Consider the following 26,131-nt stretch of genomic DNA (forward strand, 5'->3'; position numbering starts at 1 on the left):
GCGGCTTGCTTCCACGGGAGACGGCATGGCGGAAGACGAATCCAGGCAGGACCCAGGCCTTCCGGAAGATGCGCGGCTGACATCGCTCGACAGGCGGTTGAAAGAGGCGCAGGCGCGGGAGGCCGCCCGAACGGGGACGAAGGGCGCGGATTCCAACCGGGGACGATCCCAGGGGATGCGCATCCTTTCCGACCTGATCGGCCTTCCGCTCGGCAGTGCGCTGATCGGCTGGCTGATCGACGGGTGGCTGGGGACCCGGCCCTGGGTGATGCTGGCGATGCTGTTCCTCGGATTCGGCGCCGCCATCAGGAACGTGCTTTGGATTTCAAGACAGCCGCCGCGATAGGCGCTGCTTTAGACAAGGGCTTAGAGACGCGTGGCGGCCGAGCAATCCTCCTCCATAGACCCGATGCACCAGTTCCAGATCGATCCGATCGTGGACCTGCATGTCGGCGGCTACAATCTCGCCTTCACCAACAGCTCGCTGTGGATGATGATCGTGCTCGGCGCGATCCTGGCGTTCATGGTGGGTGGCATGAAGCGCGAGCTGGTCCCCGGCCGCTGGCAGCTGATGGTGGAAGGGATCACCCGCTTCATCAGCTCGATGATCGACACCAATATCGGGCCGGAGGGGCGCAAATATCTCCCCTGGGTCTTCACCGTCTTCATCTTCATCCTGTTCGCGAATTTGATGGGGATGATGCCGTTCGGCGTGCTCTCCCCGCTGGCGCCCTATGTGCCGGGCGTGAGCGCGCTGTCGCATCCGTTCACGGTGACGAGCCAGTTCACGATCACCGGCGTGCTGGCGATCGTCTCCTTCTCGATCGTGCTGATCGTCGGCTTCTGGAAGCACGGCTTCCACTTCTTCTCGCTGTTCGTGCCGCACGGCACGCCGGCGGTGCTGCTGCCGCTCATCTTCCTGATCGAGCTGCTGTCCTTCCTGGTCCGCCCGTTCAGCCTCGCGCTGCGACTGTTCGTGGCGATGATCGCCGGCCACATCCTGGTGAAGGTGTTCGCCAGCTTTGTGGTCAGCGGCCTCACCGCCGACGGCGCGATGGGCCCGGCGATCGCGCTGCTGAGCTTCCTCTTCATCGCCGGGGTGAGCGCGCTCGAGCTGCTGGTCTGCGCGATCCAGGCCTATGTCTTCGCCCTGCTGACGTCGCTCTACATCAACGACGCGGAAAACCTTCACTAAGTCACGGATTTCACAAAGGAGCTTAACATGGACTTCGCATCTGCTCAGGTCATCGGCGCCGGCCTCGCCGCCATCGGTGTGGGCGCCGCCGCCGCCGGTGTCGGCAACGTCTTCGGCTCGTTCCTGCAGGGCGCGCTGCGCAACCCGGCCGCGGCCGACAGCCAGCAGGGCCGCCTGTTCATCGGCTTCGCGGCCGCCGAGCTGCTCGGCCTGATCGCGTTCGCCGTCGCGATGATCATTCTCTACGCCCGTTAAGTTCAGGCACCGGCGGGCTTCGGCCCGCCGCTAGAGAAGAAAAAGGCCCGCAATGCCTCAGATCAACCAGCTCGCGGACGTCCTCCATTCGCAGCTCTTCTGGCTCGCGATCACCCTGGCGGTGATCTATTTCGGCATCGGCAAAGCGATGCTGCCGAAGATCCTGGGGACGATCGACGCCCGCGAAAGCCGCGTCACCGGCGATCTCGCCGCCGCTCAGGCCGCGCGCGAGGCCGCCGAGGCGACCGAGGAGGCCTATCGCGCCCGGACCGCGGAGAACCGCGCCGAGGCGATGAAGGTCACCGCCTCCGCCCGGCAGGACGCGGCGCGGGCGACCGAGGCGCAGGTCGCCAAGGCGGACGGAAAGATCCGGGCCAAGGTGGAGAAGGCGGAGGCGCGGCTGAAGGCCGCCACCGACGCCGCGCTCGCCGACATCGAGAGCGTCGCCGCCGAGGCGGCGCAGGACATGGTGACGCGCCTGGCGGGCGTCGCCGTCAGCAAGGCCGACGCGGCCAAGGCAGTGAAGGCGGCGCTGGCAAATGGCTGAGGCAACGATCCCCGCAACCGATACGCACGCTTCCACCGAGGCGCCGGGCGGCTACACGCCGCAGACCGCTCTGGGCTTCGGCTCCGACGGCTGGGTCGCGCTCGCCATGGTGGCGATCTTCGCGCTGCTGATCTGGAAGAAGGTGCCGGCCGCGATCGGCCGCGCGCTCGACAGGAAGATCGGCGCGATCCGCCAGCAGCTCGACGAGGCCGCGCAGCTGCGCGCCGACGCCGAGGCGCTGAAAGCGGAATATGAGGCCAAGTCGGCCGCCGCCGGCAAGGAAGCCGAGACGATGATCGCCCGCGCCCGCGCCGAGGCCGAGGGCATCGTCGCCCAGGCGGAGACCGACGCCGCCGCTTTGGTCGAGCGGCGCACCCGCATGGCCGAGGACAAGATCGCCGCCGCCGAGCGCGCCGCCGTGGACGAGGTCCGTGGCCGTGCCGCCGCCGCCGCGACCGCCGCCGCCGAAACGCTGATCCGCGAGAAGCTGGACGCCGCCGCCGACAAGGCGATGGTGGACGCGACGATCGCGGAGCTGGGGCGCTAAACCACTTCCGTCATTCCGGCGAAGGCCGGAATCCAGTCTATTTCCATTCCTTCCTTCGCGTCTTCGCGCCTTCGCGTGAAAAAAGCAGCTTTGGTTCGCGCGAAGGCGCGAAGACGCGAAGAAGAAAAGATGGATTCCGGCCTTCGCCGGAATGACGGTGGAGAGTTAGGCGGCGATATCCTAAATCCCCCTCGTGACCGAAAAGCCCGACGCTCCCACCCGCTTCAACGAGGAGAAGGCGACCTACGCGCTGCGTGGAGCCGATGCGCCGGACCTCGAGGCGGGGATCGCGGCGATCCGCAAGGTGGTGAAGACGCTCCCCGCGCGGCCGGGCGTGTACCGGATGCTCGATGCGCGCGGCGACGTGCTCTATGTCGGCAAGGCGCGGGCGCTGAAGCACCGGGTGACGAGCTACACGCAGGTGCCGCGCCTGACGAAGCGGCTCCAGCGGATGGTGGCGCAGACCCGGGCGATGCAGATCGTCACCACGCACAGCGAGGCCGAGGCGCTGCTGCTCGAGGCGCAGCTCATCAAGCGCTACCGGCCGCCCTACAACGTGCTGCTGCGCGACGACAAAAGCTTCCCCTTCATCCTGCTGCGCGAGGATCACGGCTTTCCGCGCGTCCAGCTCCATCGCGGCGCGCGGCGCTTCAAGGGGCAATATTACGGGCCGTTCGCCAGCGCCGGATCGGTGCGCGAGACGCTGAACGCCTTGCAGAAGCTGTTCCTGCTGCGGAGCTGCTCGGACAGCTTCTTCGCCAACCGCTCGCGGCCCTGTCTGCTGTATCAAATCCGCCGCTGCTCGGCGCCGTGCGTGGGGCGGATCGACGAAGCCGGCTATGACGAGCTGGTCCGCGACGCGAAGGACTATCTGGCCGGCAAATCGACCCGGGTGCAGCAGAAGCTGGGGCGGCAGATGTCCGAGGCGGCCGAGCGGCAGGATTACGAGCTGGCCGCCGTCTATCGCGACCGGCTGCGCGCGCTGACCTATATCCAGGGCAGCCAGGCGATCCACGCCGAGAAGCTGGGGGACGCCGACCTGTTCGCGCTGGCGGCGAAGGGCGGGCAGATGTGCATCCAGGCCTTCTTCATCCGGGGCGGGCAGAATTGGGGGCATCGCAGCTTCTTTCCCGCGCACACGGCCGATGTGGCCGAGGAGGAGGTGCTGCAAAGCTTCCTTGCCCAATTTTACGAGGAGGTGCCGCCGGCGCGGCTGGTGCTGACCGACCGGGCCTTGCCTGAGGCGGAGCTACTGGCCGAAGCCTTTTCCGAGCGGGCGGGACGCAAGGTGGCGCTCAAGGCGCCGCAGCGCGGCGACCAGATGCGGATGATCCGCCAGGCGAAGCGCAATGCGGAGGAGGAGCTGGACCGGCGGCTCGCCGAAAGTTCGACGACGCTGAAGAATCTGCGCGAGATCGCCGACCTGTTCGAGCTGCCTGAGCCGCCGCGGCGGATCGAGGTCTATGACAACAGCCATGTGATGGGCACCAACGCGATCGGCGCGATGATCGTGGCGGGGCCGGAGGGCTTCGCCAAGAACGCCTATCGCAAGTTCAACATCAAGCGGCCGGAAACCGCGCCGGGCGACGATTTCGCGATGATGCGCGAGGTGCTCGGCCGCCGCTTCGCCCGGCTGGAGAAAGAGGACCCGGACCGTTCCAGGGGCGAATGGCCGGACCTGCTGCTGATCGACGGCGGCAAGGGGCAGCTTTCGTCCGTGTGCGAGGTGATGGAGGATGCCGGCGTCCATGACGTGCCGGTGATCGGCGTCTCCAAGGGGCCGGACCGCAATGCCGGGCGCGAGACCTTCCACTTCCCGAACGGGCGGGAGATCACGCTGCCGCCCAATTCGCCGGTTTTGTTCTACCTGCAACGGCTGCGCGACGAGGCGCACCGCTTCGCGATCGGCGCGCACCGCCAGAAGCGGGCGAAATCGATGGTGACGAGCCCGCTCGACGAGGTGCCCGGCATTGGCCCGGGCCGCAAGCGGGCGCTGCTGATGCATTTCGGCACGGCCCGCGCGGTGAAGGCGGCGGCGCTGGAGGATCTGGAGAAAGTGCCGGGCATCAGCCGCGCGACGGCACAGGGCGTCTACGATTATTTCCATCCGAGAGGGTGAGATCGTGAGGGAGGCAGGCCGATGGCAATGATGAAAGGCGCGCCGGTGGCGGCCGATCCCGACGCTTATGTGGCCGCGCTGAGCGGCTGGCAGCGGGAGACGGTCGCGGCGCTGCGGGCGGCGGTGAAGGCGGCCGCGCTGCTCGACGAGCGGATCAAATGGACCCATCTCGTCTATTTCTCGAACGGCCCGGTGCTGCTGATCCGCGCCGAGGAGGCGCGCGTCCTGTTCGGCTTCTGGCGCGGCAAAAGGCTGCGCGGGATCGAGCCCCGGCTGAAGGCGAGCGGCAAATATGAGCTGGCCAACATCGTCCTGCGCGAAGGCGAGACGGTATCGCCCGATATCGTCGCCGCTTTGGTGCGCGAAGCCGTCCGACTTAACGCCGAGCTCGGCGACCCGACCCGTTTGTAACACCCGCTCTCCCGTCATTCCCGCGAAAGCAGGAATCCCGCTCTTCCTCTCCGCGATCCCTGCGTCTCTGCGCGCAATAAAATATGGTTCGCGCAGAGACGCGGAGGAAAGGGAGAAGAAGATGGATTCCGGCCTTCGCCGGAATGACGGGGGGAGAGGCGGCGCGGCATTTACGATTTCTTCCGGCCCCGTCGGTAAGGGCATAGGATGGCTTCGCCCGTTCTTCTCACGGTCGATACCGAGCTGACCTGGCGCCATTACAAGCCGGGCGATGGCTGGCGCGTCAATTTCGCGCGGAGCATCGAGCCGGCGGGGGTCGGCGTCTCGCACCAGCTCGAGGTGCTGGCGCGGCACGGGCTGAAGGCCTGCTTCTTCGTCGATCCGATGCCGGCTTTGCTCTACGGGATCGCGCCGGTCCGGGCGATCGTCGCGCCGATCCTGGCGGCGGGGCAGGAGGTGCAGCTGCACCTGCACGCGCAATGGCGCGAAGTGGCGGCGGGGCGCGATCCGGCGGGGATCGAGCTGACCTCGTTCGACCGCGACGGGCAGCGCGCATTGATCGCCGAGGCCCGCGATCTGCTTATCGAGGCGGGTGCGCCGCCGCCCATCGCCTTTCGCAGCGGCAGCTATGCGGCCAATGCCGACACGCTCGCGGCGCTGGCCGAGCTGGGCTTCGCCTATGATTCCAGCCACAATGGCAGCCATCGCCCGCTGAGCGCCCTGCCGCTGGCCGACGCGCAGATCGCGCCGTTGCGGGCGGGCAGCCTCGTCGAGATTCCGGTCGGCCAGTTCGAGGACAGGGCCGGGCGGCTGCGGCATTTGCAGATCTGCGCCGCATCGCTGGACGAGATGACCGGCGCGCTGCGCCATGCCTCGGAGCAGGGTCATCCGCTGACCGCGATCGTCAGCCACAGCTTCGAGCTGGCGACGCGCGACGGGCGGCGGCCGAACCGGCTGATCGTGCGGCGGTTCGAGAGATTGTGCGCATTCCTGGCGGCGCATCCCGACGTGCATCCGACTTTGCGCTTCGGCGAGCTGGGCGACATCGCGCTAAACGCGCCGGCCCGGCCGATGCCGCCGCGCCGGGCGCGGACCGCGCGGCGGGTGGTCGAGCAGCTCTGGTCCGGCACGCGCTACGAGCGGCCGGTCGAGGCGGCGACGGCGGGGTTCGGCTCATCGGTCGGCGGCGTCGAATTGCTGTTGCCGCTGATCGGGATCTAGCCGTGACGCTCGCCGTCCGCTCCAGCACCCTGCCGCTGCGCGTGGGCCGGCGGACCCTGTGGCGGTTCGAGAAACCGCTGGCGCGGCTGCGGCTGACGCTGGCGCAGGGGCTGGCGGGGGAAATGCCCGATGCCGGGGCGCTGCCGCGCGACGCCTCCGGGCTGCTGGTGACGGCCTTGCCCGCGGCGCTGCTGCCCGCCATGCGCGCCCGATGGCCGGAACTGAAGGGCTTCGTGCGGCAGAGCTATCCGCGCGCTTATGCGGCGCTCGATACGGATTTCGATGCCTATCTCGCGGGCTTTTCGGCGAAGAGCCGCTCGACCCTGAAGCGCAAGACCCGCAGGTTCGCCGAGCGGTCCGGCGGGGCGATCGACCTGCGCGCCTATCGCACGCCGGAGGAGATGGCGGAATTCCATGCGCTGGCGCGGACGGTGTCGGCGCGGACCTATCAGGAACAGCGCTTCGGCGCCGGCCTGCCGGACGGGCCGGAGGCGCTGGCGCAACTGCGCGACCTCGCCGCGCGCGACGCGGTGCGCGGCTGGCTGCTGTTCCTGGAGGGGCGTCCGGTCAGCTACCTTCACGCGCCGGCCGAGGGTGACACCTTGATCTACGCCCATCTCGGCTACGATCCGGACTTCGCCGATCTCTCGCCCGGCACGGTGCTGCAGTTCGAGGCGATGCGCGCGCTGATGGCGGAGCGGCGCTTCCGCTGGTTCGATTTCACCGAAGGGGACGGACAGCACAAAAGACTGTTCGCCACCGGATCGCTCGATTGCGTGGATCTGCTGCTGCTGCGCCGGACGGCGGGCAATCTGGTCGCCGGCCATGTGCTGAACGGGGTGGACGGGGCGGTCGCGGCGGCGAAGGGGGCGCTCGCCCGGATCGGCGCGGAAAGGCTCGTGCGCACGGCCCTGCGCTGATAGACGCACTCCCATGCGGATCGAGGCCGAAGCCACCATCGTCGCGGTGCGCGGGCATGGCGAACATGGCGCGATCGTGCGCGCGCTCACGCCCGGGGACGGCGTGCAGGCCGGCTATGTGCGCGGCGGCAAATCGCGGCGGCTGCGCCCGGTGCTGGTGCCGGGCAACCGCATCCAGGCCGAATTTCGCGCGCGCACCGAGGATCAGCTCGCGCATCTCACCGCCGAGTTGTCGCACAGCCGCGCCTTCCTGCTGTCCGAGCCGCTGGCGGCGGCGGGGATCGAATGGGCCTGTGCGCTTGCGGCAGCGGCGTTGCCGGAGGGGCAGCCTTACCCGGCTGTCCACGACGCGCTGGAAGGACTGCTCGGCGCGATCGAGGCGGCGCCGAGCGCGCGGGGCTGGTCGGCGGCGCTGGTGCGTTACGAGCTGCTATTGCTCGGCGAGCTGGGCTTCGGGCTGGACGAGGCGGCGCTGATGGCGTTGCCGCCCGCTTTGCGAACCGGCGACCGGGCGATCGACTGGCCGGCCCTGCGCGAGGGGCTGCGGCGGTCCGGGGAGCTGCTGGCGCGCGACCTGCTCGGCGACCGGCGGGCCGACGTCATGGCGGCGCGCGAGCGGCTGGTGGCGCGACTGGCGCGGATGGCCGGTTGACCTTGCGGCCCCGCCCCGACAGGAAGGGCTCGTGAAAGAACTTTTCCCGCATGCCGCCGCCACCGGCGACATCACCGTCCGGGTGTCGGTCAGCTTTTTGCCCGAGCAGTCCGAGCCGGCACAGGGGCGCTGGTTCTGGGCCTATCATATCCGCATCGAGAATGGGGGCGCGAAGGCGGCGCAGCTGATCAGCCGCGAATGGATCATCTCGGACGGGCGCGGCGTCACGCATGAGGTGCGCGGCGAGGGCGTGGTCGGCGAGCAGCCGGTGATCGGGCCGGGCGCGTCGTTCGATTATGTCTCCGGCTGCCCGCTCGGCACCCCGACCGGCGCGATGGAAGGCCGCTATTTCATGATCGGCGAGGATGGCGACACCTTCGTGGTGGACATCCCCCGCTTCCCCCTCATCGCCCCGGCGGTGACGAGCTAGAGGTTCAATTCCGGCCAGATCAGCCTGAGGCCCCAGGCGGCGGGGATCAGCAAGGCGAGGCCGATGGCGATGTCGAAGCCGCGGATCGGCCGCATCCGGCCGCTCGTCCCGCGCATGCGGATGTCGGAGGCGGTGATCCACAGGATCGAGACGCCGCAGAAGATCGTGACCGCGAGCAGCGCCACATAGGCGTAGAGCAATCCTTCCGGCCAGATCTCGATCGCAGAGATGGCGAGGAGCGCCGCGATGCCGGTGGCGATCCCGACCGTCGCGGCGCGCTGGATGGTCCAGCGTTTCAGCATCGCCCTACCAGTCCCGGAACCAGCCGGTGATCGCGTAGCGGCCGACCGGGGCGAAGGGCGGGACATAGGTGACGGCATGCTTTTGCGGCACGGCGAACAGGTTGAGCGCGTTGAAGCGCGGCCGGAAACCGGCGACCACGTCGCCGTCCTCGTCGTAGAATTGCAGATAGCCGCCCCATTCCGGGCGCCAATCGTCGATCGCCAGATTGAGCACATAGGCGACGCGCCAGCCTTCCATCACATGGCTGTCGTCGTGCATCGCCAGGAAATGGCCGGGCCGGTAGAGAGTCGCCTGCGCGTCGGCCTTCTTGAGCGAGGGGAAGCCCGTGACCTCGCGCACCAGGCTCATGAAGGGATCGGCATTGATATGTTCCATGAGCAGATCGTGCGGCGATCCTTCGTCCCATTTTTCCTGATAGGCGTTGAGCAGCGGATATTGCCCGTAGACGAAGGCGTAGTCGCGCCCGCCCATCGCCGCCATCAGCTTCCGGCCGATCGCGGCATTGTCCTGCGGGCCGGCCTTCGCCATGTCGGCGGCGCGCAGCGCGTGCGGGCCATCCCCCGCCGCTTCCCAGGCGACGCCCCAGTCGGTGCGGCGGGAAAGGATGTTGCGGACCTCCTGCGCGGTCCGCTCGGTCAGCACGTCGCGGATCTGGATGCGCCGGTCGCGCGCGAAGCGCCGGGCCAGCGCCTTGCGGTCCAGCGCCGGATTGATCTCGAACAGGGGAACGCCTTCGCTCATGCGTCGATCGCTTCCTCGTCCAGCTCGGCCGCGCGTGTCTGGATGAAATTGAATCGATGTTCGGGGTTCTTGCCCATCAGCTGATCGACCAGGTCCTTGACCGCGGCGCGGTCCTCGTAATCGGCGGGCAAAGTGATGCGGGTGAGACTGCGGCTCCTGGGGTCCATCGTGGTCTCCTTGAGCTGGGCGGGGTTCATCTCGCCCAGGCCCTTGAAGCGCGAAACCTCGACCTTCTTTCCCTTGAACAGCTTCGCCTCCAGCTCGGCGCGATGGGCGTCGTCGCGGGCATAGGCGATCGTGCCGCCGGCGGAGAGCCGGTAGAGCGGCGGCTGGGCGAGGAAGAGATGGCCGGTCTTCACCAGCTCCGGCATTTCCTGGAAGAAGAAGGTCATGAGCAGGGTGGCGATGTGGGCGCCGTCCACGTCCGCGTCGGTCATGATGACGACGCGCTCGTAGCGCAGATCGTCCACGTTGCAGCGCTCGCGCGTGCCGCAGCCCAGCGCCTGGATGAGATCGGCGATCTCCTGATTGGCGCGGATCTTGTCGGCGGTGGCGCTGGCGACGTTCAGGATCTTGCCCCGGATGGGCAGGATCGCCTGCGTCTTGCGGTCGCGCGCCTGCTTGGCCGAGCCGCCGGCGCTGTCGCCCTCGACGATGAAGATTTCCGTCCCTTCCGGATCGTCGTTGGCGCAATCGGTGAGCTTGCCCGGCAGGCGCAGCTTGCGCGCGGAGGTGGCGGTCTTGCGCTTGATCTCGCGCTCGGCGCGGCGCTTCAGCCGCTCGTCCATCCGGTCCAGCACGAAGCCGAGCAGGGCACGGCCGCGCTCCATATGATCGGCGAGATAATGATCGAAATGATCGCGCACCGCGGCCTCGACCAGCCGCGCGGCGTCGGGCGAGGTCAGCCGGTCCTTGGTCTGGCTCTGAAATTGCGGATCGCGGATGAAGACGGAGAGCATGATCTCCGCCCCCGCCAGCGCATCCTCGGCCTGCACGTCCTTCGATTTCTTGAGCCCGACCAGCTCGCCGAAGGCGCGGATGCCCCGGGTCAGCGCGGTGCGCAGTCCCTGTTCATGGGTGCCGCCGTCCGGCGTCGGGATGGTGTTGCAATAATAGCTCTGATTGCCCTCACCCCACACCGGCCAGGCCACCGCCCATTCGACGGACCCCTGGCCGTTCGGGAAATCGTGCTTGCCGGTGAAGGGCGTGTTGGTAGCCGTCTCCTTGCCGGCGATCTGCTCGGCGAGATGATCGGCGAGGCCGCCCGGGAACTGGAACACCGCCTCGGTCGGAATCTCATCGGAGATCAGGGCCGGATCGCATTTCCAGCGGATCTCGACGCCGGCGAAGAGATAGGCCTTGGAGCGGGCGAGCCGATAGAGCCGCGCGGGCTTCAGCCTGGCGTCCTCGCCGAAAATGTCGGGATCGGGAATGAAGCTGAGCGTGGTGCCGCGCCGGTTCTGCGTCGCGCCGATCGCGACCAGCGCGCTGGTCGGCAGGCCGCGCGCGAAGCTCTGGCGGAAGAGCTGCTTGTTGCGCGCGACCTCGACGATGGTTTCGGTCGAGAGCGCGTTGACGACGGACACGCCGACGCCGTGCAGGCCGCCGGAGGTCGCATAGGCCTTGTCGGAGAACTTGCCGCCGGAATGGAGCGTGGTGAGGATCACCTCCAGCGCCGACTTGCCGGGAAATCTGGGATGCTCGTCCACCGGGATGCCGCGTCCGTTGTCGGCGATGGTGAGCCGCCCGGCCGCGCCCTCGGCGGGCTCCAGGCCGATCTCGATGCGGCTGGCATGGCCGGCGACCGCCTCGTCCATCGCATTGTCGAGCACCTCGGCGGCGAGATGATGCAGCGCGCGTTCGTCCGTGCCGCCGATATACATTCCGGGCCGGCGCCGGACGGGCTCCAGCCCCTCCAGCACCTCGATGGCGGAGGCGTCGTAATCGGTGGTCGCGCGGGCGGAGGAAGCGAACAGGTCTTCGGACATGGCGAAGACCCTAGGAGGGGGCGAGTCCGGCGGCAAGATGGGTGGGCGGGGATATTCGCGGGGGAAGAGGGGTTGCGGAGATGCGGAGGTGCGTCAACCGGTAACGGCTTGCTTGTGCTTCGCCCGCGCCAGTCGTCCAAGGCGCCAGAAGGGTGGATCGCGCCCATCCGCTGCTTGTCGAATCGGAGTAAATAAGTTGATTCGATGCAATATTTCTTATGTACTTTCGAATTGAATTCGCAAATTCGATAGATATCATTATTAATGATATAAATAAGAATGAATATTGAAATATGAAATAATTCAATATTAACCTTATTACCGTAATTCTACTGGATAATCGACTATCTGTCGACTGGACAAAAATGTCGGTTCATCGCGATATCCACTCGAATGATCGCCGAAATGGCTAGCCGTGCTGGGTTCGTTCATCTGCGCGAAAGGTTGGGCCGAACACGGACGGATTTCTATCCGGCGTCGGGTGCGGCGGCATGTCGCGCATTCCCATGAAGCCGGATGGACGGGTTCCGGCCGCGCGCCTCGCATCATTCGGCGGCCGGACGAGAGCTGCGTTCGCAGGCCCGACGATCGATTTCGAAGGAATCAGCTCCATGCGTGTCATCTCCAAAAGTCCAAGCCTTCTCCTCCTCGCCACCCTTGCCGTCGCCGGGGCGGCCCCCGGCAGCCTGGCCGCACAGCCGCAGGATTCGTCCGACGCCGACCTCTCGGTTTCCGTGGGCGACCAATCCTACGACACGGCCGAGATGACCGAAGGGCCCGAGATCGACGGCATCATCACGTCGCGCAGCGGCGATCTGATGCAGGTCACCAGCCCCGACGGCATCAGCACGACCATCGCGATCAGCGGCGACACGCGGGTCACGGCCAGCGGGGGTTTTCTGGGGCTGGGCCGCACCGCGCTTGCCGCGGATTCGCTGCTCAACGGCCTGCCGGTCAGCGTCCGGACATGGCAATCGGGCAACGGCCTGGTCGCGCGCCGGATCGATCTGAGGAATCGGGACCTCCGGACCGCGACGATGATCCATGGCGGCACCGCCCAGCAATTCGCCGAACAGACCGCGGCGACGGACGCGCTGCGCGGGCGCATCGCCAGCATCGACCAATATAATGTCCGCAGCACGACGAACGTGAATTTCGACTTCGGCCGGGCGAACCTGTCCGAGCAGGCGAAAGCCGAGCTCTGCGCCACGGCCGCTTCGGCCGAGCAGACCGAGAACGCCCTGCTGCTCGTCGTCGGCTACACCGATTCGATCGGCCCCGCCGAGGTCAATCAGGCGCTCAGCGAACGGCGCGCGGGCAGCGTCGTCAATCATCTCCAGCAGGTCTGCGGCTGGCAGCCCTACCGCATGCTGACTCCCACCGGCATGGCCATGGCGGACCCGGTGGCGAGCAACGACACGCCCGAGGGCCAGGCGCAGAATCGCCGCGTCGCGGTGAGCATCCTGGTCAGCAAGGCCGTCGACGGCCTGTGAGACGTGCGGGGGTGGGCCCCGGCCCACCCCGTTTCCGGATCGGGATCCCCGGTGTCCCATGACGCATCGCGACCACGATGGCCTGGGCGATGCCCGCGCTCAAGCCCGCCGGCGGGATGCCGCCGAGAGTATGAGAGATTCAGCCCGGTTCAGCGCACCCGGGGGCCGCCAAAGGGCAGCGGGGGCGGCGGCTTGCGGTCGCGGCGGGGGAGTTGCGCCTGATAGGCGACGCCGCAATGCTCGACGCAATAGGGGAAGCCGGGATTGGAGGGCTTCCCGCAGAAATGGAAATCCGGCTCGCCGGGATGGCCCATCGGCCATTTGCAGATCCGCTCGTTGAGATCGAGCAGGCTGGTCTTGTCGGCAACCTCGGCGCTCGGCTTGGCGGGGACGAGGCGGCGGGGCGGGGCGGGCGGAATCGGCGCCTGCTGGTCGCTCGGTCCCTGCCGCACGAAGCCGCCGGGGCCGATCGAGCGGACAAGGGGCTGGGCGGGTTCGGAAGAAGGCGGCGCGGCGGGCGCGGCCTGCGGCGCGGATCGAACCGGCTCCGGCCGAGGCTCGGCGCGGGCCGGCGCGGCGGCCTTGGGCGCGGGCACGGGCTTTTCCGCCTTGGCCTTCGCCTTGGGCGCGGGCGCCGGATCGTTGGCCTTCACCGGAGACGGGCGCGATTGCAGCCCCAACCGGTGCGCCTTGCCGATCACGGCATTGCGCGAGACGCCGCCCAGCTCATCGGCGATCTGACTTGCCGTGACGCCCTGGCTCCACAGCTCCTTCAGGCGGTCGATCCGCTCGTCCGTCCACGACATAGGATTGTCTTCCTCAACAGCTTATCGCGGGCTTGCCCGTTACGGCGTCTGCCATTAGCGACAGCGCTCGTGAACGACCAGCCTTCGAATTGGGTCCGGACCGCTCCTGGCGTCCCTGTCATCAGGAACGTCAACTGGGGCGGCCTTGCGACCCTCTATGTGAAGGAGGTGCGGCGTTTCTTCAAGGTCCAGCTGCAGACGATCTGGGCGCCGGCCGTCACCACCATGCTGTTCCTGGTCATCTTCACCGTCGCTTTGGGGCGCGAGGGGCGAATAGTGATGGGCGTGCCCTTCGCCGATTTCCTCGCGCCCGGGCTGATCGTGATGGGCATGATCCAGAACGCCTTCGCCAATTCCTCCTTCTCGCTGCTGGTCGGAAAGATTCAGGGGACGATCGTCGACTATCTGATGCCGCCGCTTTCGGTGGGCGAACTGATCACCGGGCTGATCGGCGCGGCGGTGACGCGCGCCTTCCTGGTGGGACTGGCGGTCTGGCTGGTGATGCTCGCCTGGCCCGGCGTCCATGTCGCGCCGCGCCATGCCTGGGCGATCCTGTGGTTCGGGCTGATGGGGAGCACGATGCTGGGATTCCTCGGCCTCATCACCTCGATCTGGGCGGAGAAGTTCGATCATGCCGCGGCGGTGACCAATTTCGTCGTCGCGCCGCTCGCCTTGCTGTCAGGCACTTTCTACGCGGTCGATACGCTGTCGCCGACCTTCGCGGCGGTGAGCCACGCCAATCCCTTCTTCTACGTCATTTCGGGCTTTCGCTACGGCTTCATCGGCACGGCCGATTCGCCGGTGCTGCTCGGCGCCCTGCTCCTGCTGGCGATCAATCTGGCGCTGGGCCTGCTGTGCTTCGCGCTGCTCCGGAGCGGCTGGAAGCTGAAAGCCTGAACGGAACTTCGTTCATACAAGTTGCGACATTTATGAACGGATTCTGTCGCCGGTATTCAGCCGGCGGGCAGCCGGACCCGCGTAGACCTGCTCCTGCCTTTGTAGAAGGAGTGAAGTCATGCGTAAGGTTCTTGTTTCCATCGCCCTGGCGAGCGCCACTGTGGCCTCGACCGCGGTTGTCGTGTCGCCGGCCATGGCGCAGCCCGGCCGTGGCTATCAGCAGCCCAATCGGGGCCATCAGCAGGCGATCCATCGCGAGATCCGCCAGGACATCAACGAGCTGGAGCGCCGGATCCAGCAGGCGCAGCAGCGGCGCACCATCTCCCCGCGCGAGGCCCAGGGCCTGCGGCGCGAGGCGATCCAGATCCGCCAGCTCTACAACCGCTTCTCCCGCAACGGTCTCGACCGGCGCGAGGTGCGCGAGCTGGAGCAGCGGATCAACCGGGTCCATCGCCAGCTCCGCTTCCAGCAGCGCGACTGGGATCGCCGCTGGCGGTAACCGAACCGGGCGCCGCGTTCATTGACGCGGCGCCCGCCAAATCCCTATAGCGGGGAGCAGGGAAGGCGGCCTGTCGCGGGCCGCCTTTTCCCATGGCCGCAACGAGGATCGCCAAGATGACCATCACCCCGCTCATGCCCGTCTATCCGCGTTCGCCGGTGCGGCCGGTGCGAGGCGAGGGGGTCTGGCTCTATGGCGAGGGCGGCGAGACATATCTCGATTTCGCCAGCGGCATCGCGGTCAACCTGCTCGGCCACGGTCACCCGGTGCTGACCAAAGCGATCCAGGAGCAGGCGGCGACTCTGATCCACGTCTCCAACCTCTACGGATCGCCGCAGGGCGAAGCCTATGCGAAGCGGCTCACCGACCTCACCTTCGCCGACACCGCCTTCCTCACCAATTCCGGCGCCGAGGCGGTGGAATGCGCGATCAAGACGGCGCGGCGCTATCACCACCATCACGGCCGCCCCGAGAAGCACGAGCTCATCACCTTCTCCAACGCCTTTCACGGCCGCACGCTCGGCACGATCAGCGCGACCAACCAGGAGAAACTGCGCGACGGCTTCGCGCCGCTGCTGCCCGGCTTCACCGTCGTCGCGTTCGACGATCTGGAGGCGGCCAAGGCCGCGATCGGGCCGCACACGGCCGGCTTCCTGGTCGAGCCGGTGCAGGGCGAAGGCGGCATCCGCCCGGCCAGCGATGCCTTCATGAAGGGCCTGCGCGCGCTGTGCGACGCGCACGACCTGATGCTGGTGCTGGACGAGGTGCAGTGCGGCTTCGCGCGCACCGGCAGGATGTTCGCGCACGAGCATTACGGCATCGTGCCGGACATCATGGCGGCGGCGAAGGGGATCGGCGGCGGCTTCCCGATGGGCGCCTGCCTCGCCACCGAAAAGGCGGCGGCCGGCATGGTGATCGGCACGCACGGATCGACCTATGGCGGCGGCCCGCTCGCCTGCGCCGCCGGCCAGGCGGTGCTGGACGTCGTGGCGAATGATGAATTTCTGGCTCATGTCACGCGGATGGGCGAGCGGCTGCGCGGCGCGCTCGAGCAGATGATCCCCAATCACGACCATCTGTTCGAAAGCGTGCGCGGGCTCGGCCTGATGCTCGGCCTCAGGATGAAGAGCGACAGCCGCGCCTTCGTCACGCACCTGCGCGACCACGGGCTGCTGACCGTCGCGGCCGGCGACAATGTGCTGCGCATCCTCCCCCCGCTGGTGATCGAGGATTCGCATGTGGCGGAGTTCGTCGAGCGGCTGTCGGAAGCGGCGCGGAGCTACGAGGCGCCGGCGGCGTGAATCCGTTCCGCTGAATCGCTCGGGTCAGGATTCCGGGGCCCGAGCCTCGACAAGATGCCGGCGGAAGAAGGCGACCACCTCCCGGTTGAGTTCGCGATGGAACGCCGCCCGATCGAAGCCGGGTCCGTCCTGACAGATCACGGGCGGACTTTCGGGTCCGCAGGGCGCCAGGAAGGAGAGATGCACCGCCCCGGCGACATTGCGGTAATCGACCGGTTGCGACAGTGCCTGCCGGACCAGCGCCGCATTGGTGGCTTCCGGCACGGTCCGGTCGGCGTCGCCGGACCAGAGCTGCACGGGCACGCGGACATTGGCGAGGCTTTCGGGCGCGAAGGCGAAGCCGAGGCCCGGCGCGGCGAGGACGGCGGCGGCGATACGGCGATCGTGCATCCAGGCGGGCGTAGCAGCGTCCGCCGCCGACGCCGCCATGAGCTGGCAGACGAATTCGGGGGTGCGCGCGCAATGGACGGGTATGCGCCCCAGTTCCGGCACGCCGCCGATCGAAATGAGCGCCGTCGTCCCGCCCGCCGAGAAGCCGAAGATGCCGACCCGATTCGGAGCGAGGCGCGCGCGGCCGTCCCACCGGGCGAACATGAAATCGATGACCTTGCCGACGTGCCGCGCCCGGTTCGCCATCCATTCCGGCCTTCCGACGGCGCTGTCGTCCTGGAAATTGTCGCCCGGATGCATCGGCGCGACGACCACGAAGCCGGCCTGGGCCAGCGCTTCGGCGGTATCGATGTGCGCGGTCGGGCCGGCGCCGGTGCCGTGCGAGATGACGACGAGCGGCAGCGCCGCGCCGGCGGCCGGCGCCCAGATCGCGACCGGGATCGGCGCGTGGCCCGGATCGTCGACCCGCGCCTGTTGCATTGCGACTGTCGCCGATGCCGGATCGGCTGTCTGTGCCGGCGATCCGGCGGCGGGCAGGGCGAAGCAGGCGAACGCCGTCAGAAATTTCAGCAGTCTCATCGGATGGTCCCCAGCATCCGGGCCTCGGCCAGCGATCCGGCCCGCAATTGTCCTGCGGCGGCGTAACATAACTTCCCGCCGGCGGAGAGGATAATTCGCACACCGGCGCGGCCGGAGGAATCCGTCCCTGATCGGAGGAGGGGTATGCGGCTTGAACCCCGCGCCATCGTCGCCACATCGGCGCCATGCCCGACGATTCCGTTTCCCATCCGGCCGGGACCGTTCATCTCGACGCCGCGCTCGGCTTCGCGCTGCCCGGCCGCCATGCGCGCGGGCGGCTGGTGCGGCTGGGGCCGGTGCTGGACGAGATATTGTCAGCCCATGCCTATCCGGCGCCGATCGCAAGGGTGCTCGCCGAGGCGCTGACGCTGACCGCCCTGCTCGGCGCGCTGCTGAAGGACGCGGGCGGGCAGCTCACGCTTCAGGCGCAGACCGAGGAGGGGATCGTCGACCTGCTCGTCGCCGACTATCGCGGCGGCGAGCTGCGCGGCTATGTCCGATTCGATGCCGAGCGGCTGGCCGAGGGGCCGCCGCTGCCCGTCTTGTGCGACCTGTTCGGCAAGGGCTATCTCGCCCTCACCTTCGACCAGCAGGCGACCGGCGAGCGCTATCAGGGCATCGTGCCGCTGGAGGGCGACAGCCTGGCCGAGGCGGCGGAGAATTATTTCTGCCAGTCCGAGCAGATTCCGAGCCTGGTGCGGATCGCGGTGGACGACAGCGGCCATGTCGCGGGCGGCCTGCTGCTCCAGCATCTGCCGGAGGGCGAGGAGGGGCGCGAGCGGCTGCATGCGCGCGCCGATCATCCGGAATGGGAACATGTCCGCATCCTGGCCGAGACGGTGCGCGGCAACGAACTGGCCGATGCCGGCCTGCCGCTCGACGATCTGCTGTGGCGGCTGTTTCACGAGGAGGAGGAAATCCGCACGCTCGCGGAAACGCCGCTGGCGCGCGGCTGCCGCTGCGATCCCGGACATGTGCGGGGCGTCATCGCCCGCTTCCCGCCCGACGAACGCGGCGAGATGGCCGACGCGGACGGCGTGATCCGCGTCGATTGCGAATTCTGCTCGCGCGTCTTTCCGGTCAGCCTCGCCGATCTGGAGGAATGAGCGCGCGAACGCGCATCGATTCGGCACCGTAATTTTGCTATGCGCGGCGCAGCCGGGCGCTTTGGGGGGCTGCCGGCCGCTTTTTCGGGAGTGGCTGATGACGAGAAGCATTGCGTTTCGCCGGACCGCGATCGCCCTGGGCGCGGGTCTGCTGCTGGCCGGGCCCGCCGTGCCGCAGGCGCGGCCGGCGCTGCCGTTGCTGGACCGGCTCGAAGCCGGCCAGTGGGAATTGCGCGGCGCGGGCAACGCGCTGATCGCCGCGATCTGCCTGGGCGACCGCGCGGCGCTCGCCCAGCCCTATCATCGCGGCCTCGCCTGCCAGCAGTCGGTCATCTCCAGCGACGCGCGCTCGGTGACGGTGCGCTATTCCTGCCCCGGCGTGGGCTCGGGCCGCACCGAGATCCTCGTCGAAACGCCGCGGCTCGCGCAGATCGACAGCCAGGGGCTGGATCGCGGCGCGCCCTTCGCCTTGCGCGCGGAGGCCCGGCGGACTGGTGCATGCGCTTGAGTTTTCATCGTTAACCGCTTGTTTACCAAGTCTTTGCTAGGAAGGTCTTGTGCCGTTGGGCACGCTTTCCTCCCTAGCAGGCTTTCCAGCCTGAACTGGGCCGCTCCCTTCAAAAGGAGCGGCCCGTTCTTTTTGGGCGCGGCTTCGCTATATCGCGCGCCATGAACGTCGCCCCGCCCAGTGCCGCCTTTGCCGTCGTCCTCCTGTCAGGCGGCCTCGATTCGATGGTCGCCGCCGGCCTCGCCCGCGAAGCGGGTTTCCGGCTGCTCGCGCTCACGATCGATTACAACCAGCGCCATCGGATCGAGCTGGAGGCGGCGACGCGGATCGCCGCTCGGCTGGGCGCCGAACGCCATGTCGTGCTGCCGCTCGACCTGACGCAATTCGGCGGATCGGCGCTGACCGACGCGATCGCCGTGCCGAAGGACGGGGTGGAGGAGGGCGTGATTCCGGTCACCTACGTGCCCGCGCGCAACACGATCTTCCTGTCGCTGTGCCTCGGCTGGGCGGAGGCGGCTGGCGCGCGCGATCTCTTCATCGGCGTCAACGCGCTCGATTATTCGGGCTATCCCGATTGCCGGCCGGACTTCGTCGCCGCGTTCGAGGCGATGGCCAATCTCGCCACCAAAGCGGGCGTGGAAGGGGAGGGCTTCACCGTCCACACCCCGCTGATCGCGATGAGCAAGGCCGACATCGCCCGCGAGGCGGCGCGGCTCGGCCTCGACGCGGGGATGAGCTGGTCCTGCTACGATCCGGCGCCGGGCGGACGGCATTGCGGCCTGTGCGATTCCTGCCGCCTGCGCGCCAAGGGGTTCGAGGAAGCGGGGCTGGGCGATCCGACCCGCTACGCGGCGGCGCCATGAGCTACGCAGTCAAGGAGATATTCCTGACGCTGCAGGGCGAGGGGATGCAGGCGGGGCGGCGGGCCGTGTTCCTGCGCCTGGCGGGCTGCAACCTGTGGAGCGGGCGCGAGCAGGACCGGGCCGGGGCGCAATGCACCTTCTGCGACACCGATTTCGTCGGCATGGATGGGGAAAATGGCGGGCGTTACGGCGCGGCCGCGCTGGCGGACAAGGTGACGGCGCTGTGGGCCGGGGGCGAACGTCCGCTCGTCGTGATCACCGGCGGCGAGCCGATGCTGCAGCTCGACAATGTCTTGATCGACGCGCTCCACGCGCGCGGCTTCGAGGTCGCGGTGGAGACGAACGGCACGCTGCCGGCGCCGGACGGGATCGACTGGATCTGCGTCAGCCCCAAGGCCGGCAATGCGCTGGTTCAGCGCAGCGGCGACGAACTGAAGCTGGTCTGGCCGCAGGAGGGAATCGACCCGGCGGCGTTGGCCGATCTCGATTTCCGCCATTTCCTGATCCAGCCGATGGACTGCGCCGACGGCCAGGCGGCGCTGGCGGCATCGATCGCCTTCGTCCTGGCCAATCCGCGCTGGCGGCTCAGCCTCCAGACGCACAAACTGCTGGGGCTGCCCTGAATTCGGTCTAGCGGCGCCGTGCGCTCGGCGGGCGTTCGCAGTCGCGCCGCTGGCGCCGGTCGCGGATCTGGGTGCAATCGACGGTGAAGGTCATCGATCCCAGCGCGATCGGCGTGCGCGTGAACATATAGGTGTCGTAGGCCGGTGTCAGGCTGTTGCGCAGCTCGCGCATCCGGGCCGAGGCGACGGTGTAGAAGTCGCCGCGCCGGGTGGCGAGCAGCTCGCGCCCGATCCGCGCCGCCGTCTGGCAAAAGCCCAGTTGCGCGTGGAGCGTCGAGAAATTGTTGTAGGTCTGGGTGGAATAATCGTCGAACCGGCGCGGCCCGGCACGGCCGTGAACGCGGCGGAAATAGCCTTCCAGCGCGGCATAGGCCTCGCGCAGCTCGCGCGCATGATGATCGATCACGCCGTTATAATTGTCGACAGTGCGCAGGTACGGCGAAAACTGGCATTGCAGCGCCGCGACGTTGAGCCCGGAGCGCATGTTCCACATCAGATGGGCGCGCTGTTCGGCAGGATTGGCGCCCGGCAGCGGCACGCCGACCAGCGGATCGCCGGGCTCGATCGGCCCGGACGGGAATTGCGGATCGTACAGCAGCACCTGCGCGGCGGCGGGCGCGGCGGCCAGCAGGCCCGCGAGCCCCAGAGCGGCGGCCAGTTTCAGCTTCGGCGTGAACGACATGGCCTTTACTCCCCGCGACAACTCGGGCGCGAATCTAGCAAGCCGCCGTCGCGCGCCCCATCCTTCGCCGGCCCGTCCGTCGCGCGCCGGCCACGCCTCGTCACATGCCGGCGACGTCGTTGTCGACCGTGTTGCCGCCGGTGTCGCCGCCGCTGGTCTCGCCCGTCACCTCTGCCTCGCCCAGATTGGCGACGGGCGGGGCCGACTCGACCGGCTCCACCGATTCCAGCGCGCTCGCGTCGTTGCCGGGCGCGTCGAGCAGCAAGTTGCTTTCCATGTCGTTGGCCGCGCTTTCATTGACGGCGGTCTCGCCGCCGCCGCAGGCCGCGACGAACAGGGCCGATCCGGCGATGATCGAAATGCGGGTGGTGGAAAGAAGTTCGCGCATCTGGTCCTCCTTTATGCCTCTTGCGTCGGTCGGGGGCCTTATCGTCGCCCGTCGCGCGCCGCGCAAGCCGCGCGGAGCCCAAAAGGAAGGCCGCCGGTTTCCCGGCGGCCTCCCGCAACCCAGAAGGTTGAGCGTCCGATTACTCGGCGGCGGTGGTCGCGTTGGCGTCCGTCGCGGCCGCGTCGGTCGCGTTGGCGTCCGTCGCCGTGGCGTCGGTCGCGTTGGCGTCCAGCGTCATGTTGGTGTCCATGCCCATGTCGGCATTGGCGTCATAGGTCGCGTCCGCGCCCATGTCGTTGGTGGCGGTGTTGTCCGCCGTCGTCGACGCGCCGCCGCAGGCAGCAACGATCAGGGCCGCGCCGGCAATCATCGCACCGGTGGTCGCTTTCTTGAAGATGTCACGCATGTTGGAAGGTCTCCCTAGAGTAATGATTTGGTCGGGTTGGCCCCCTTTTAGCCCAAATCGCCGCGCACATTATACGGAAAGGAGGATGCCCTCAAGCCTGTGCGGATTCCGGCGCGAGCGTCGCCAGAAAGGCCGGCAGGCCATCCTCCAGCGCGCGATCCAGCGCCGGGCCGGCGTCGGACAGCCCCATCGCCGCGAGGCTCGTCACCGGAAATTCGGCGATGCCGCACGGCACGATGCCGGAGAAGTGCGACAGGTCCGGATCGACGTTGATCGCCAGGCCGTGCAGCGTCACCCAGCGCCGCACCCGCACGCCGATCGCGCCGATCTTCGCTTCCGTGTCCCCCTGATCGACCCAGATGCCGATCCGGCCCGGCGCGCGGCGCGCGGCGACGCCGAGCGCGGCCAGCGCGTCGATCGCCCAGCCTTCCAGTGCGTGGACATAGCGGCGCACGTCGCGTCCCCGCCGGTCGAGATCGAGCTGGACATAGGCGACCCTCTGGCCCGGCCCGTGATAGGTGTAGCGCCCGCCGCGCCCGGCGGCGTGGACCGGGAATCCCCGCGGATTGAACAATTCGGCGGGATCGGCGCTGGTCCCGGCCGTGTAGAGCGGCGGATGTTCCAGCAGCCAGATGCGTTCGGCGCCCGCGCCCGCGCGAATCGCCGCGGCGCGCGCCTCCATGTCGGCGAGCGCGTTCTCAAAGGCGGTCAGGCCGGGCGACAGCCGCCACTCCACGGCTTCGGCCGTCCCGGACCGGGCCGGATCGCCCATCGGATGCGTTGCGCCGTCCATCGCGCTCGCGCATAACCGCGTGGCCAGCAGAGGGGAAGCACATGGCGAATCTGTCGATCACGACGGCCTGGAACGAAACGGCCGGATTCGTCGCGCGCGAGGCGCGGCTGCTCTTCCCGCTGGCCTTCATGCTGGTCGCGCTGCCGGTGGCGGCGCTGACGGCGCTGACCCCGGCACCCGCCGGGCCGGCGGAGCTGCCTCCCATGGGCCTGTGGACGCTCGCCGTGCCGGTGGCGCTGATTGCCAGCACGATCGGCAATATCGCGATCAGCCATCTCGCCTTGCGCCCCGGCGCGTCGGTGGGCGAGGGTATAGCCCGCGGTACGGCCCGCTTCCTCACGCTCATCGTCGCCGTGATCGTCCTGGTCGTCGCGCTGATCGCGGCCTTCTTCATCGTGGCGATGATCGTCATGGCGCTGGTGCCAGGCGCGATGGCCGGCGCGCAATCGGGCATGCCCACCCCCGAACTCGAGACGGCGACCTGGCTGATGATGGCGCTGATGCTGCCGCTGGTCATCCTGCTCGCCGCGCGGCTGCTGGTGATGACGCCGGCCGCGGCGGCGGAGCAAGGCGGGCCGCTCGCCCTGATGCGGCGCAGCTGGACGCTGACGTCCGGCCACAGCTGGAAGCTGATCGGTTTCATCCTGCTGGTCAGCATCGCCCTGGGCGTGCTCGGCACGGCGATCCAGAGCGTCGTCGGCCTCGTCGCGGCGCTGCTGATCGGCCCGCTCGCGCCCGGCAGCCTTTCGATGCTCATCGTCATCTTGGCGATGGCGGGCGTGAACACGGTGATCGGCGCCTATCTCGCCACGCTGCTGGCACGCATCTACGCCCAGCTCGCCGGCACTGCCTAACCCAGGATCGGTACCTGCGGTGCGCAATCGCGGGGGAGCAGGCCGGCGAGGCGCGGATCGGGGAAGCTTTCGTAGGCGCGCGCATAGGCCCTGAAACCGGCGCGCAGATAGGAAGGCAGGGCCGCCGGGTGATCGAGACTGCAGGTGTGGACGCGCAGGCGGTTGACCCCCGGCGCCCAGGCGAGGCGCAGGGTCTGCGCGAACAGCCACTTGCCATGGCCCTGTCCGGCCAGCGCCGGCGTCAGGCCGAGAAAGCGAATCAGGCATTCGCCGGGCGTGGTGAAATCGAGCTCGAGCAGGCCGGCCGCGTCGCCGTCCGAATCGGTGACGGCATGGACCTCGGCGACCTTCGCCAGCAAGGTCGCATCGTCCATCGCGAGGCGCGAGAACCACAGCCAGCGCGCCCCGACCCGGCGGAACAGCGCCCGGTAGCGCGCCGGATCGACCGGGTCCCACCGCTCCAGCCGCAGCGGCGATTCGGGTACGGGCGCGGCGGGTGGCGGTGCGAGCATCTCCAGATAGGTCACGATCGCCGCGACATGGCCGTAGGGCACAGGGGTGAGCGCTGCGCTCACTCCCATGTCGCCAGCGGGGGGAGGCTCATCAGGATGGCGTCGACATTGCCGCCGGTCTTGAGGCCGAACAGAGTGCCCCGGTCGTAGATCAGGTTGAATTCGGCATAGCGGCCGCGCCATTCGAGCTGGCGGGCGCGATCGGCGTCGGTGAAGGGCGTCGCCATCCGCCGGCGCACCAGCTTCGGGAAGATGTCGAGGAAGGCCTCGCCCACGTCGCGGGTGAAGGCGAAATTCTCCTCGAAGGTCGTGCCTTCGCCGGGCGGCAGGCATTCGAGATGGTCGTAGAAGATGCCGCCGACGCCGCGATGCACGCCGCGATGGGGGATGAAGAAATAGTCCTCCGCCCATTTCGAGAAGCGACCGTAATAGGTCTGGTCGTGCGCGGCGCAGGCGGCGCGCAGCCGCGCGTGGAAATCGGCCGTGTCCTCGTCATAGGGGATCGGCGGGTTGAGATCGGCGCCGCCGCCGAACCAGCTGCGCGTCGTGCGCAGGAAGCGGGTGTTCATGTGGACGGCGGGCACATGCGGGTTGGCCATGTGCGCGACCAGGCTGATGCCGGTGGCGAAGAAGCGGGGATCGTCGCCCGCGCCGTGGATCGTCCTGGCGAATTCCTCGGAAAAGCGGCCGCCGACGGTGGAGACGTTGACGCCCACCTTCTCGAACACCCGGCCCTTCATCACCCCGCGCACGCCGCCGCCGCCCGGCGATCCGTCCGGGTCCGCGCGGTCCCAGGACGTGTACTGGAAGCGCGCGTCACCACCGGCCTCGGTCTCGATCGCCTCGAATTCGGCGCAGATCCGGTCGCGCAGCGACTCGAACCAGTCGCGTGCCGCCTGCTGCTGGTCGTCGAGCTCGATCATTCGGGCCACCTTCTCGTCTGTCTGAGCGCTTCGCCGAGCGCGATGCCCGCCGCGACCGCGATGTTCAAGGACCGGGTGCCGGAAACCTGTGGAACCCGCACCCGAAGATCGGCGCGCGCATGGACATGGTCCGGCGCGCCGCCGCTCTCGGAGCCGAATAGCAAAGTGTCGCCCGCCTCGAACTGCGCTTCGTCGAGGCGGACGCCGCCCGCCGTGGTGAGGAGGGCGATCCGGCCGCGTGCGGCGGCCTCGAATCGCGCCCAGTCGGCATGGCGCGTCACATTGGCGATCTCGGCATAGTCCATGCCCGCGCGTTTCAGCGCCCGGTCGCCCCAGGGGAAGCCGCAGGGCTCGATCACGTCCACCGGCACGCCCAGGCAGGCGGCGAGGCGCAGGATCGTGCCGACATTTCCCGCCTGGTCGGGCTGGTAAAGGGCGAGGCGCATGGGGCGGCGGATAGCGCATGTGGCAAGGCGTGTCGCGCTCCGGTCAAAATCGATGTTGGCAAAATGCGCATCGCGCGGCTATCAGGCCCGCGAGCCGCTGGGCCGGAAGGCCGCGCATGGGGGCGGTGTCCGTGTATTCGGGTTCATTGGCACGCGAAGGACGTTATGGCTGCGGTTGAACAAAGCGAGGGTTTGTCCCCTCAGGGCGAAGGCGTGCGACGCCGCGATTTCATCAATATCGCCGCGGTGAGCGCGGCCGGCGTCGGTGGCGCCGCTTTGCTGATTCCGCTGGTGAACCAGATGAATCCGTCGGCCGACGTACTGGCGCTGGCCCAGATCGACGTCAATCTGTCGGCGATCGAGGAAGGCCAGGCGATCAAGACGATCTGGCGCAAGCAGCCGATCTTCATCCGCAACCTGACGGCGGCCGAGATCCAGGCGGCGAACGCGGTCAACGTCGCGTCGCTGCGCGATCCGCAGACCCTGGCCGAGCGCACCAAGGAAGGCCATGAGAACTGGCTGATCACGCTCGGCGTGTGCACCCATCTGGGCTGCGTGCCGCTGGGCGCCGCCGAGGGCGAGAATCGCGGCGAATATGGCGGCTATTTCTGCCCCTGCCACGGCTCGCACTACGACACCGCCGCGCGCATCCGCAAAGGCCCGGCGCCCACCAATCTCGTCGTGCCGGACTATGAATTCACGTCCGACACCGCTGTCCGCATCGGCTGAGGTC

The 26,131-nt window shown here is 68.4% G+C and carries 33 protein-coding genes; 21 read left to right on the forward strand and 12 right to left on the reverse strand.

The annotated features are described in order from the left end of the window. Nucleotides 1-25 precede the first annotated feature (25 nt). The 11 genes from KF780_06715 (at nt 26) to apaG (ending at nt 8,297) form a co-directional block, all read left to right on the forward strand. Entirely contained in the window at nt 26-346 is a 321-nt protein-coding gene (locus tag KF780_06715) for an AtpZ/AtpI family protein (protein ID MBX3561491.1), read from the forward strand. 63 nt (nt 347-409) lie between these two features. After that, nucleotides 410-1,195 (forward strand): F0F1 ATP synthase subunit A, encoded by a 786-nt coding sequence (locus KF780_06720; GenBank protein MBX3561492.1) that lies wholly within the window; start codon nt 410-412, stop codon nt 1,193-1,195. Nucleotides 1,196-1,222: 27 nt separating this feature from the next. Next, nucleotides 1,223-1,450, forward strand: a complete 228-nt coding sequence (locus KF780_06725; protein MBX3561493.1) for a F0F1 ATP synthase subunit C — start codon at nt 1,223-1,225, stop codon at nt 1,448-1,450. Nucleotides 1,451-1,502: 52 nt separating this feature from the next. Then, the gene (locus KF780_06730; protein ID MBX3561494.1) at nt 1,503-1,997 is read left to right on the forward strand and encodes an ATPase; all 495 of its coding nucleotides are present in this window, start codon (nt 1,503-1,505) and stop codon (nt 1,995-1,997) included. Next, entirely contained in the window at nt 1,990-2,544 is a 555-nt protein-coding gene (locus KF780_06735) for a F0F1 ATP synthase subunit B (GenBank protein MBX3561495.1), read from the forward strand. Before KF780_06730 ends, KF780_06735 begins: the two co-directional genes overlap by 8 nt. A gap of 193 nt (nt 2,545-2,737) precedes the next feature. Then, on the forward strand, nt 2,738-4,663 hold the full coding sequence (uvrC, locus tag KF780_06740) for an excinuclease ABC subunit UvrC (protein MBX3561496.1): 1,926 nt from the start codon (nt 2,738-2,740) through the stop codon (nt 4,661-4,663). A 30-nt stretch (nt 4,664-4,693) separates the two neighbouring features. Continuing rightward, a complete protein-coding gene (locus KF780_06745) occupies nt 4,694-5,074 on the forward strand; it encodes a DUF1801 domain-containing protein (protein MBX3561497.1) in 381 nt (126 codons plus the stop codon). Between the two features lie 207 nt (nt 5,075-5,281). Continuing rightward, nucleotides 5,282-6,295, forward strand: coding sequence for a polysaccharide deacetylase family protein (locus tag KF780_06750; GenBank protein MBX3561498.1), 1,014 nt, complete (start codon nt 5,282-5,284; stop codon nt 6,293-6,295). A 2-nt stretch (nt 6,296-6,297) separates the two neighbouring features. Further along, complete coding sequence (locus KF780_06755; protein ID MBX3561499.1) at nt 6,298-7,215, forward strand: GNAT family N-acetyltransferase; 918 nt, start codon at nt 6,298-6,300, stop codon at nt 7,213-7,215. 13 nt (nt 7,216-7,228) lie between these two features. Beyond that, complete coding sequence (locus KF780_06760) at nt 7,229-7,867, forward strand: recombination protein O N-terminal domain-containing protein (protein MBX3561500.1); 639 nt, start codon at nt 7,229-7,231, stop codon at nt 7,865-7,867. Between the two features lie 31 nt (nt 7,868-7,898). After that, nucleotides 7,899-8,297, forward strand: coding sequence for a Co2+/Mg2+ efflux protein ApaG (gene apaG / locus KF780_06765; GenBank protein MBX3561501.1), 399 nt, complete (start codon nt 7,899-7,901; stop codon nt 8,295-8,297). On the opposite strand, the gene KF780_06770 is transcribed toward apaG, so the two are convergent. From KF780_06770 to parE, 3 genes are read right to left on the reverse strand one after another with little or no spacing between them, the layout of a single operon-like run. Beyond that, complete coding sequence (locus tag KF780_06770) at nt 8,294-8,599, reverse strand: hypothetical protein (protein ID MBX3561502.1); 306 nt, start codon at nt 8,597-8,599, stop codon at nt 8,294-8,296. The two genes, apaG and KF780_06770, sit on opposite strands and share 4 nt — an antisense overlap. A 4-nt stretch (nt 8,600-8,603) precedes the next feature. After that, nucleotides 8,604-9,341, reverse strand: a complete 738-nt coding sequence (locus KF780_06775; protein ID MBX3561503.1) for a 2OG-Fe(II) oxygenase — start codon at nt 9,339-9,341, stop codon at nt 8,604-8,606. Continuing rightward, nucleotides 9,338-11,329: a DNA topoisomerase IV subunit B gene (parE, locus tag KF780_06780; protein ID MBX3561504.1), complete on the reverse strand. Its 1,992-nt coding sequence runs from the start codon at nt 11,327-11,329 to the stop codon at nt 9,338-9,340. Before parE ends, KF780_06775 begins: the two co-directional genes overlap by 4 nt. 611 nt (nt 11,330-11,940) lie before the next feature. Here parE and KF780_06785 point away from each other — a divergent pair. Beyond that, complete coding sequence (locus KF780_06785) at nt 11,941-12,822, forward strand: OmpA family protein (protein MBX3561505.1); 882 nt, start codon at nt 11,941-11,943, stop codon at nt 12,820-12,822. Nucleotides 12,823-12,971: 149 nt separating this feature from the next. Here the strand turns inward: KF780_06785 and KF780_06790 are convergent, their stop codons facing one another. Continuing rightward, complete coding sequence (locus KF780_06790; protein ID MBX3561506.1) at nt 12,972-13,628, reverse strand: GcrA cell cycle regulator; 657 nt, start codon at nt 13,626-13,628, stop codon at nt 12,972-12,974. 69 nt (nt 13,629-13,697) lie between these two features. Here KF780_06790 and KF780_06795 point away from each other — a divergent pair, with 69 nt between their 5' ends. The 3 genes from KF780_06795 to KF780_06805 all read left to right on the forward strand — a co-directional run bounded on the left by KF780_06795 (nt 13,698) and on the right by KF780_06805 (nt 16,325). After that, complete coding sequence (locus KF780_06795) at nt 13,698-14,525, forward strand: ABC transporter permease (GenBank protein ID MBX3561507.1); 828 nt, start codon at nt 13,698-13,700, stop codon at nt 14,523-14,525. Nucleotides 14,526-14,643: 118 nt separating this feature from the next. Continuing rightward, the gene (locus KF780_06800; protein ID MBX3561508.1) at nt 14,644-15,024 is read left to right on the forward strand and encodes a hypothetical protein; all 381 of its coding nucleotides are present in this window, start codon (nt 14,644-14,646) and stop codon (nt 15,022-15,024) included. Nucleotides 15,025-15,140: 116 nt separating this feature from the next. Then, nucleotides 15,141-16,325 (forward strand): aspartate aminotransferase family protein, encoded by a 1,185-nt coding sequence (locus KF780_06805; protein ID MBX3561509.1) that lies wholly within the window; start codon nt 15,141-15,143, stop codon nt 16,323-16,325. Between the two features lie 24 nt (nt 16,326-16,349). Here the strand turns inward: KF780_06805 and KF780_06810 are convergent, their stop codons facing one another. Further along, entirely contained in the window at nt 16,350-17,294 is a 945-nt protein-coding gene (locus tag KF780_06810) for a dienelactone hydrolase family protein (protein ID MBX3561510.1), read from the reverse strand. A 185-nt stretch (nt 17,295-17,479) separates the two neighbouring features. Here KF780_06810 and KF780_06815 point away from each other — a divergent pair, with 185 nt between their 5' ends. From KF780_06815 to queE, 4 genes are all read left to right on the forward strand, one after another. After that, entirely contained in the window at nt 17,480-18,400 is a 921-nt protein-coding gene (locus KF780_06815) for an Hsp33 family molecular chaperone HslO (protein MBX3561511.1), read from the forward strand. 97 nt (nt 18,401-18,497) lie between these two features. Next, nucleotides 18,498-18,908 (forward strand): hypothetical protein, encoded by a 411-nt coding sequence (locus tag KF780_06820; protein MBX3561512.1) that lies wholly within the window; start codon nt 18,498-18,500, stop codon nt 18,906-18,908. Nucleotides 18,909-19,069: 161 nt separating this feature from the next. Continuing rightward, complete coding sequence (queC, locus tag KF780_06825) at nt 19,070-19,771, forward strand: 7-cyano-7-deazaguanine synthase QueC (GenBank protein ID MBX3561513.1); 702 nt, start codon at nt 19,070-19,072, stop codon at nt 19,769-19,771. Next, nucleotides 19,768-20,394, forward strand: a complete 627-nt coding sequence (queE, locus tag KF780_06830; GenBank protein ID MBX3561514.1) for a 7-carboxy-7-deazaguanine synthase — start codon at nt 19,768-19,770, stop codon at nt 20,392-20,394. The genes queC and queE overlap by 4 nt, the downstream gene beginning before the upstream one ends. Nucleotides 20,395-20,401: 7 nt before the next feature. On the opposite strand, the gene KF780_06835 is transcribed toward queE, so the two are convergent. The 4 genes from KF780_06835 to lipB form a co-directional block, all read right to left on the reverse strand. Beyond that, nucleotides 20,402-21,076: a hypothetical protein gene (locus tag KF780_06835; GenBank protein MBX3561515.1), complete on the reverse strand. Its 675-nt coding sequence runs from the start codon at nt 21,074-21,076 to the stop codon at nt 20,402-20,404. Nucleotides 21,077-21,176: 100 nt separating this feature from the next. Then, entirely contained in the window at nt 21,177-21,464 is a 288-nt protein-coding gene (locus KF780_06840; GenBank protein ID MBX3561516.1) for a hypothetical protein, read from the reverse strand. Nucleotides 21,465-21,603: 139 nt separating this feature from the next. Further along, the gene (locus KF780_06845; protein MBX3561517.1) at nt 21,604-21,870 is read right to left on the reverse strand and encodes a hypothetical protein; all 267 of its coding nucleotides are present in this window, start codon (nt 21,868-21,870) and stop codon (nt 21,604-21,606) included. A 91-nt stretch (nt 21,871-21,961) separates the two neighbouring features. After that, complete coding sequence (gene lipB / locus KF780_06850; GenBank protein ID MBX3561518.1) at nt 21,962-22,642, reverse strand: lipoyl(octanoyl) transferase LipB; 681 nt, start codon at nt 22,640-22,642, stop codon at nt 21,962-21,964. Between the two features lie 62 nt (nt 22,643-22,704). Between lipB and KF780_06855 the strand changes: the two genes are divergently transcribed. Continuing rightward, a complete protein-coding gene (locus KF780_06855) occupies nt 22,705-23,517 on the forward strand; it encodes a glycerophosphoryl diester phosphodiesterase membrane domain-containing protein (protein ID MBX3561519.1) in 813 nt (270 codons plus the stop codon). On the opposite strand, the gene KF780_06860 is transcribed toward KF780_06855, so the two are convergent. The 3 genes from KF780_06860 to KF780_06870 are packed head-to-tail and all read right to left on the reverse strand — an operon-like array spanning nt 23,514 to nt 25,398. Continuing rightward, the gene (locus KF780_06860) at nt 23,514-24,098 is read right to left on the reverse strand and encodes a GNAT family N-acetyltransferase (GenBank protein ID MBX3561520.1); all 585 of its coding nucleotides are present in this window, start codon (nt 24,096-24,098) and stop codon (nt 23,514-23,516) included. The genes KF780_06855 and KF780_06860 overlap by 4 nt on opposite strands. After that, on the reverse strand, nt 24,089-24,952 hold the full coding sequence (hemF, locus tag KF780_06865) for an oxygen-dependent coproporphyrinogen oxidase (GenBank protein ID MBX3561521.1): 864 nt from the start codon (nt 24,950-24,952) through the stop codon (nt 24,089-24,091). Before hemF ends, KF780_06860 begins: the two co-directional genes overlap by 10 nt. Beyond that, nucleotides 24,949-25,398 (reverse strand): tRNA (cytidine(34)-2'-O)-methyltransferase, encoded by a 450-nt coding sequence (locus KF780_06870; protein ID MBX3561522.1) that lies wholly within the window; start codon nt 25,396-25,398, stop codon nt 24,949-24,951. Before KF780_06870 ends, hemF begins: the two co-directional genes overlap by 4 nt. A gap of 165 nt (nt 25,399-25,563) precedes the next feature. Between KF780_06870 and petA the strand changes: the two genes are divergently transcribed. Then, the gene (gene petA, locus KF780_06875; protein ID MBX3561523.1) at nt 25,564-26,127 is read left to right on the forward strand and encodes a ubiquinol-cytochrome c reductase iron-sulfur subunit; all 564 of its coding nucleotides are present in this window, start codon (nt 25,564-25,566) and stop codon (nt 26,125-26,127) included. Nucleotides 26,128-26,131: the final 4 nt, after the last annotated feature.

The sequence above is a fragment of the Sphingomonas sp. genome (genome assembly GCA_019635535.1).
Taxonomy (GTDB): Bacteria; Pseudomonadota; Alphaproteobacteria; order Sphingomonadales; family Sphingomonadaceae; genus Allosphingosinicella.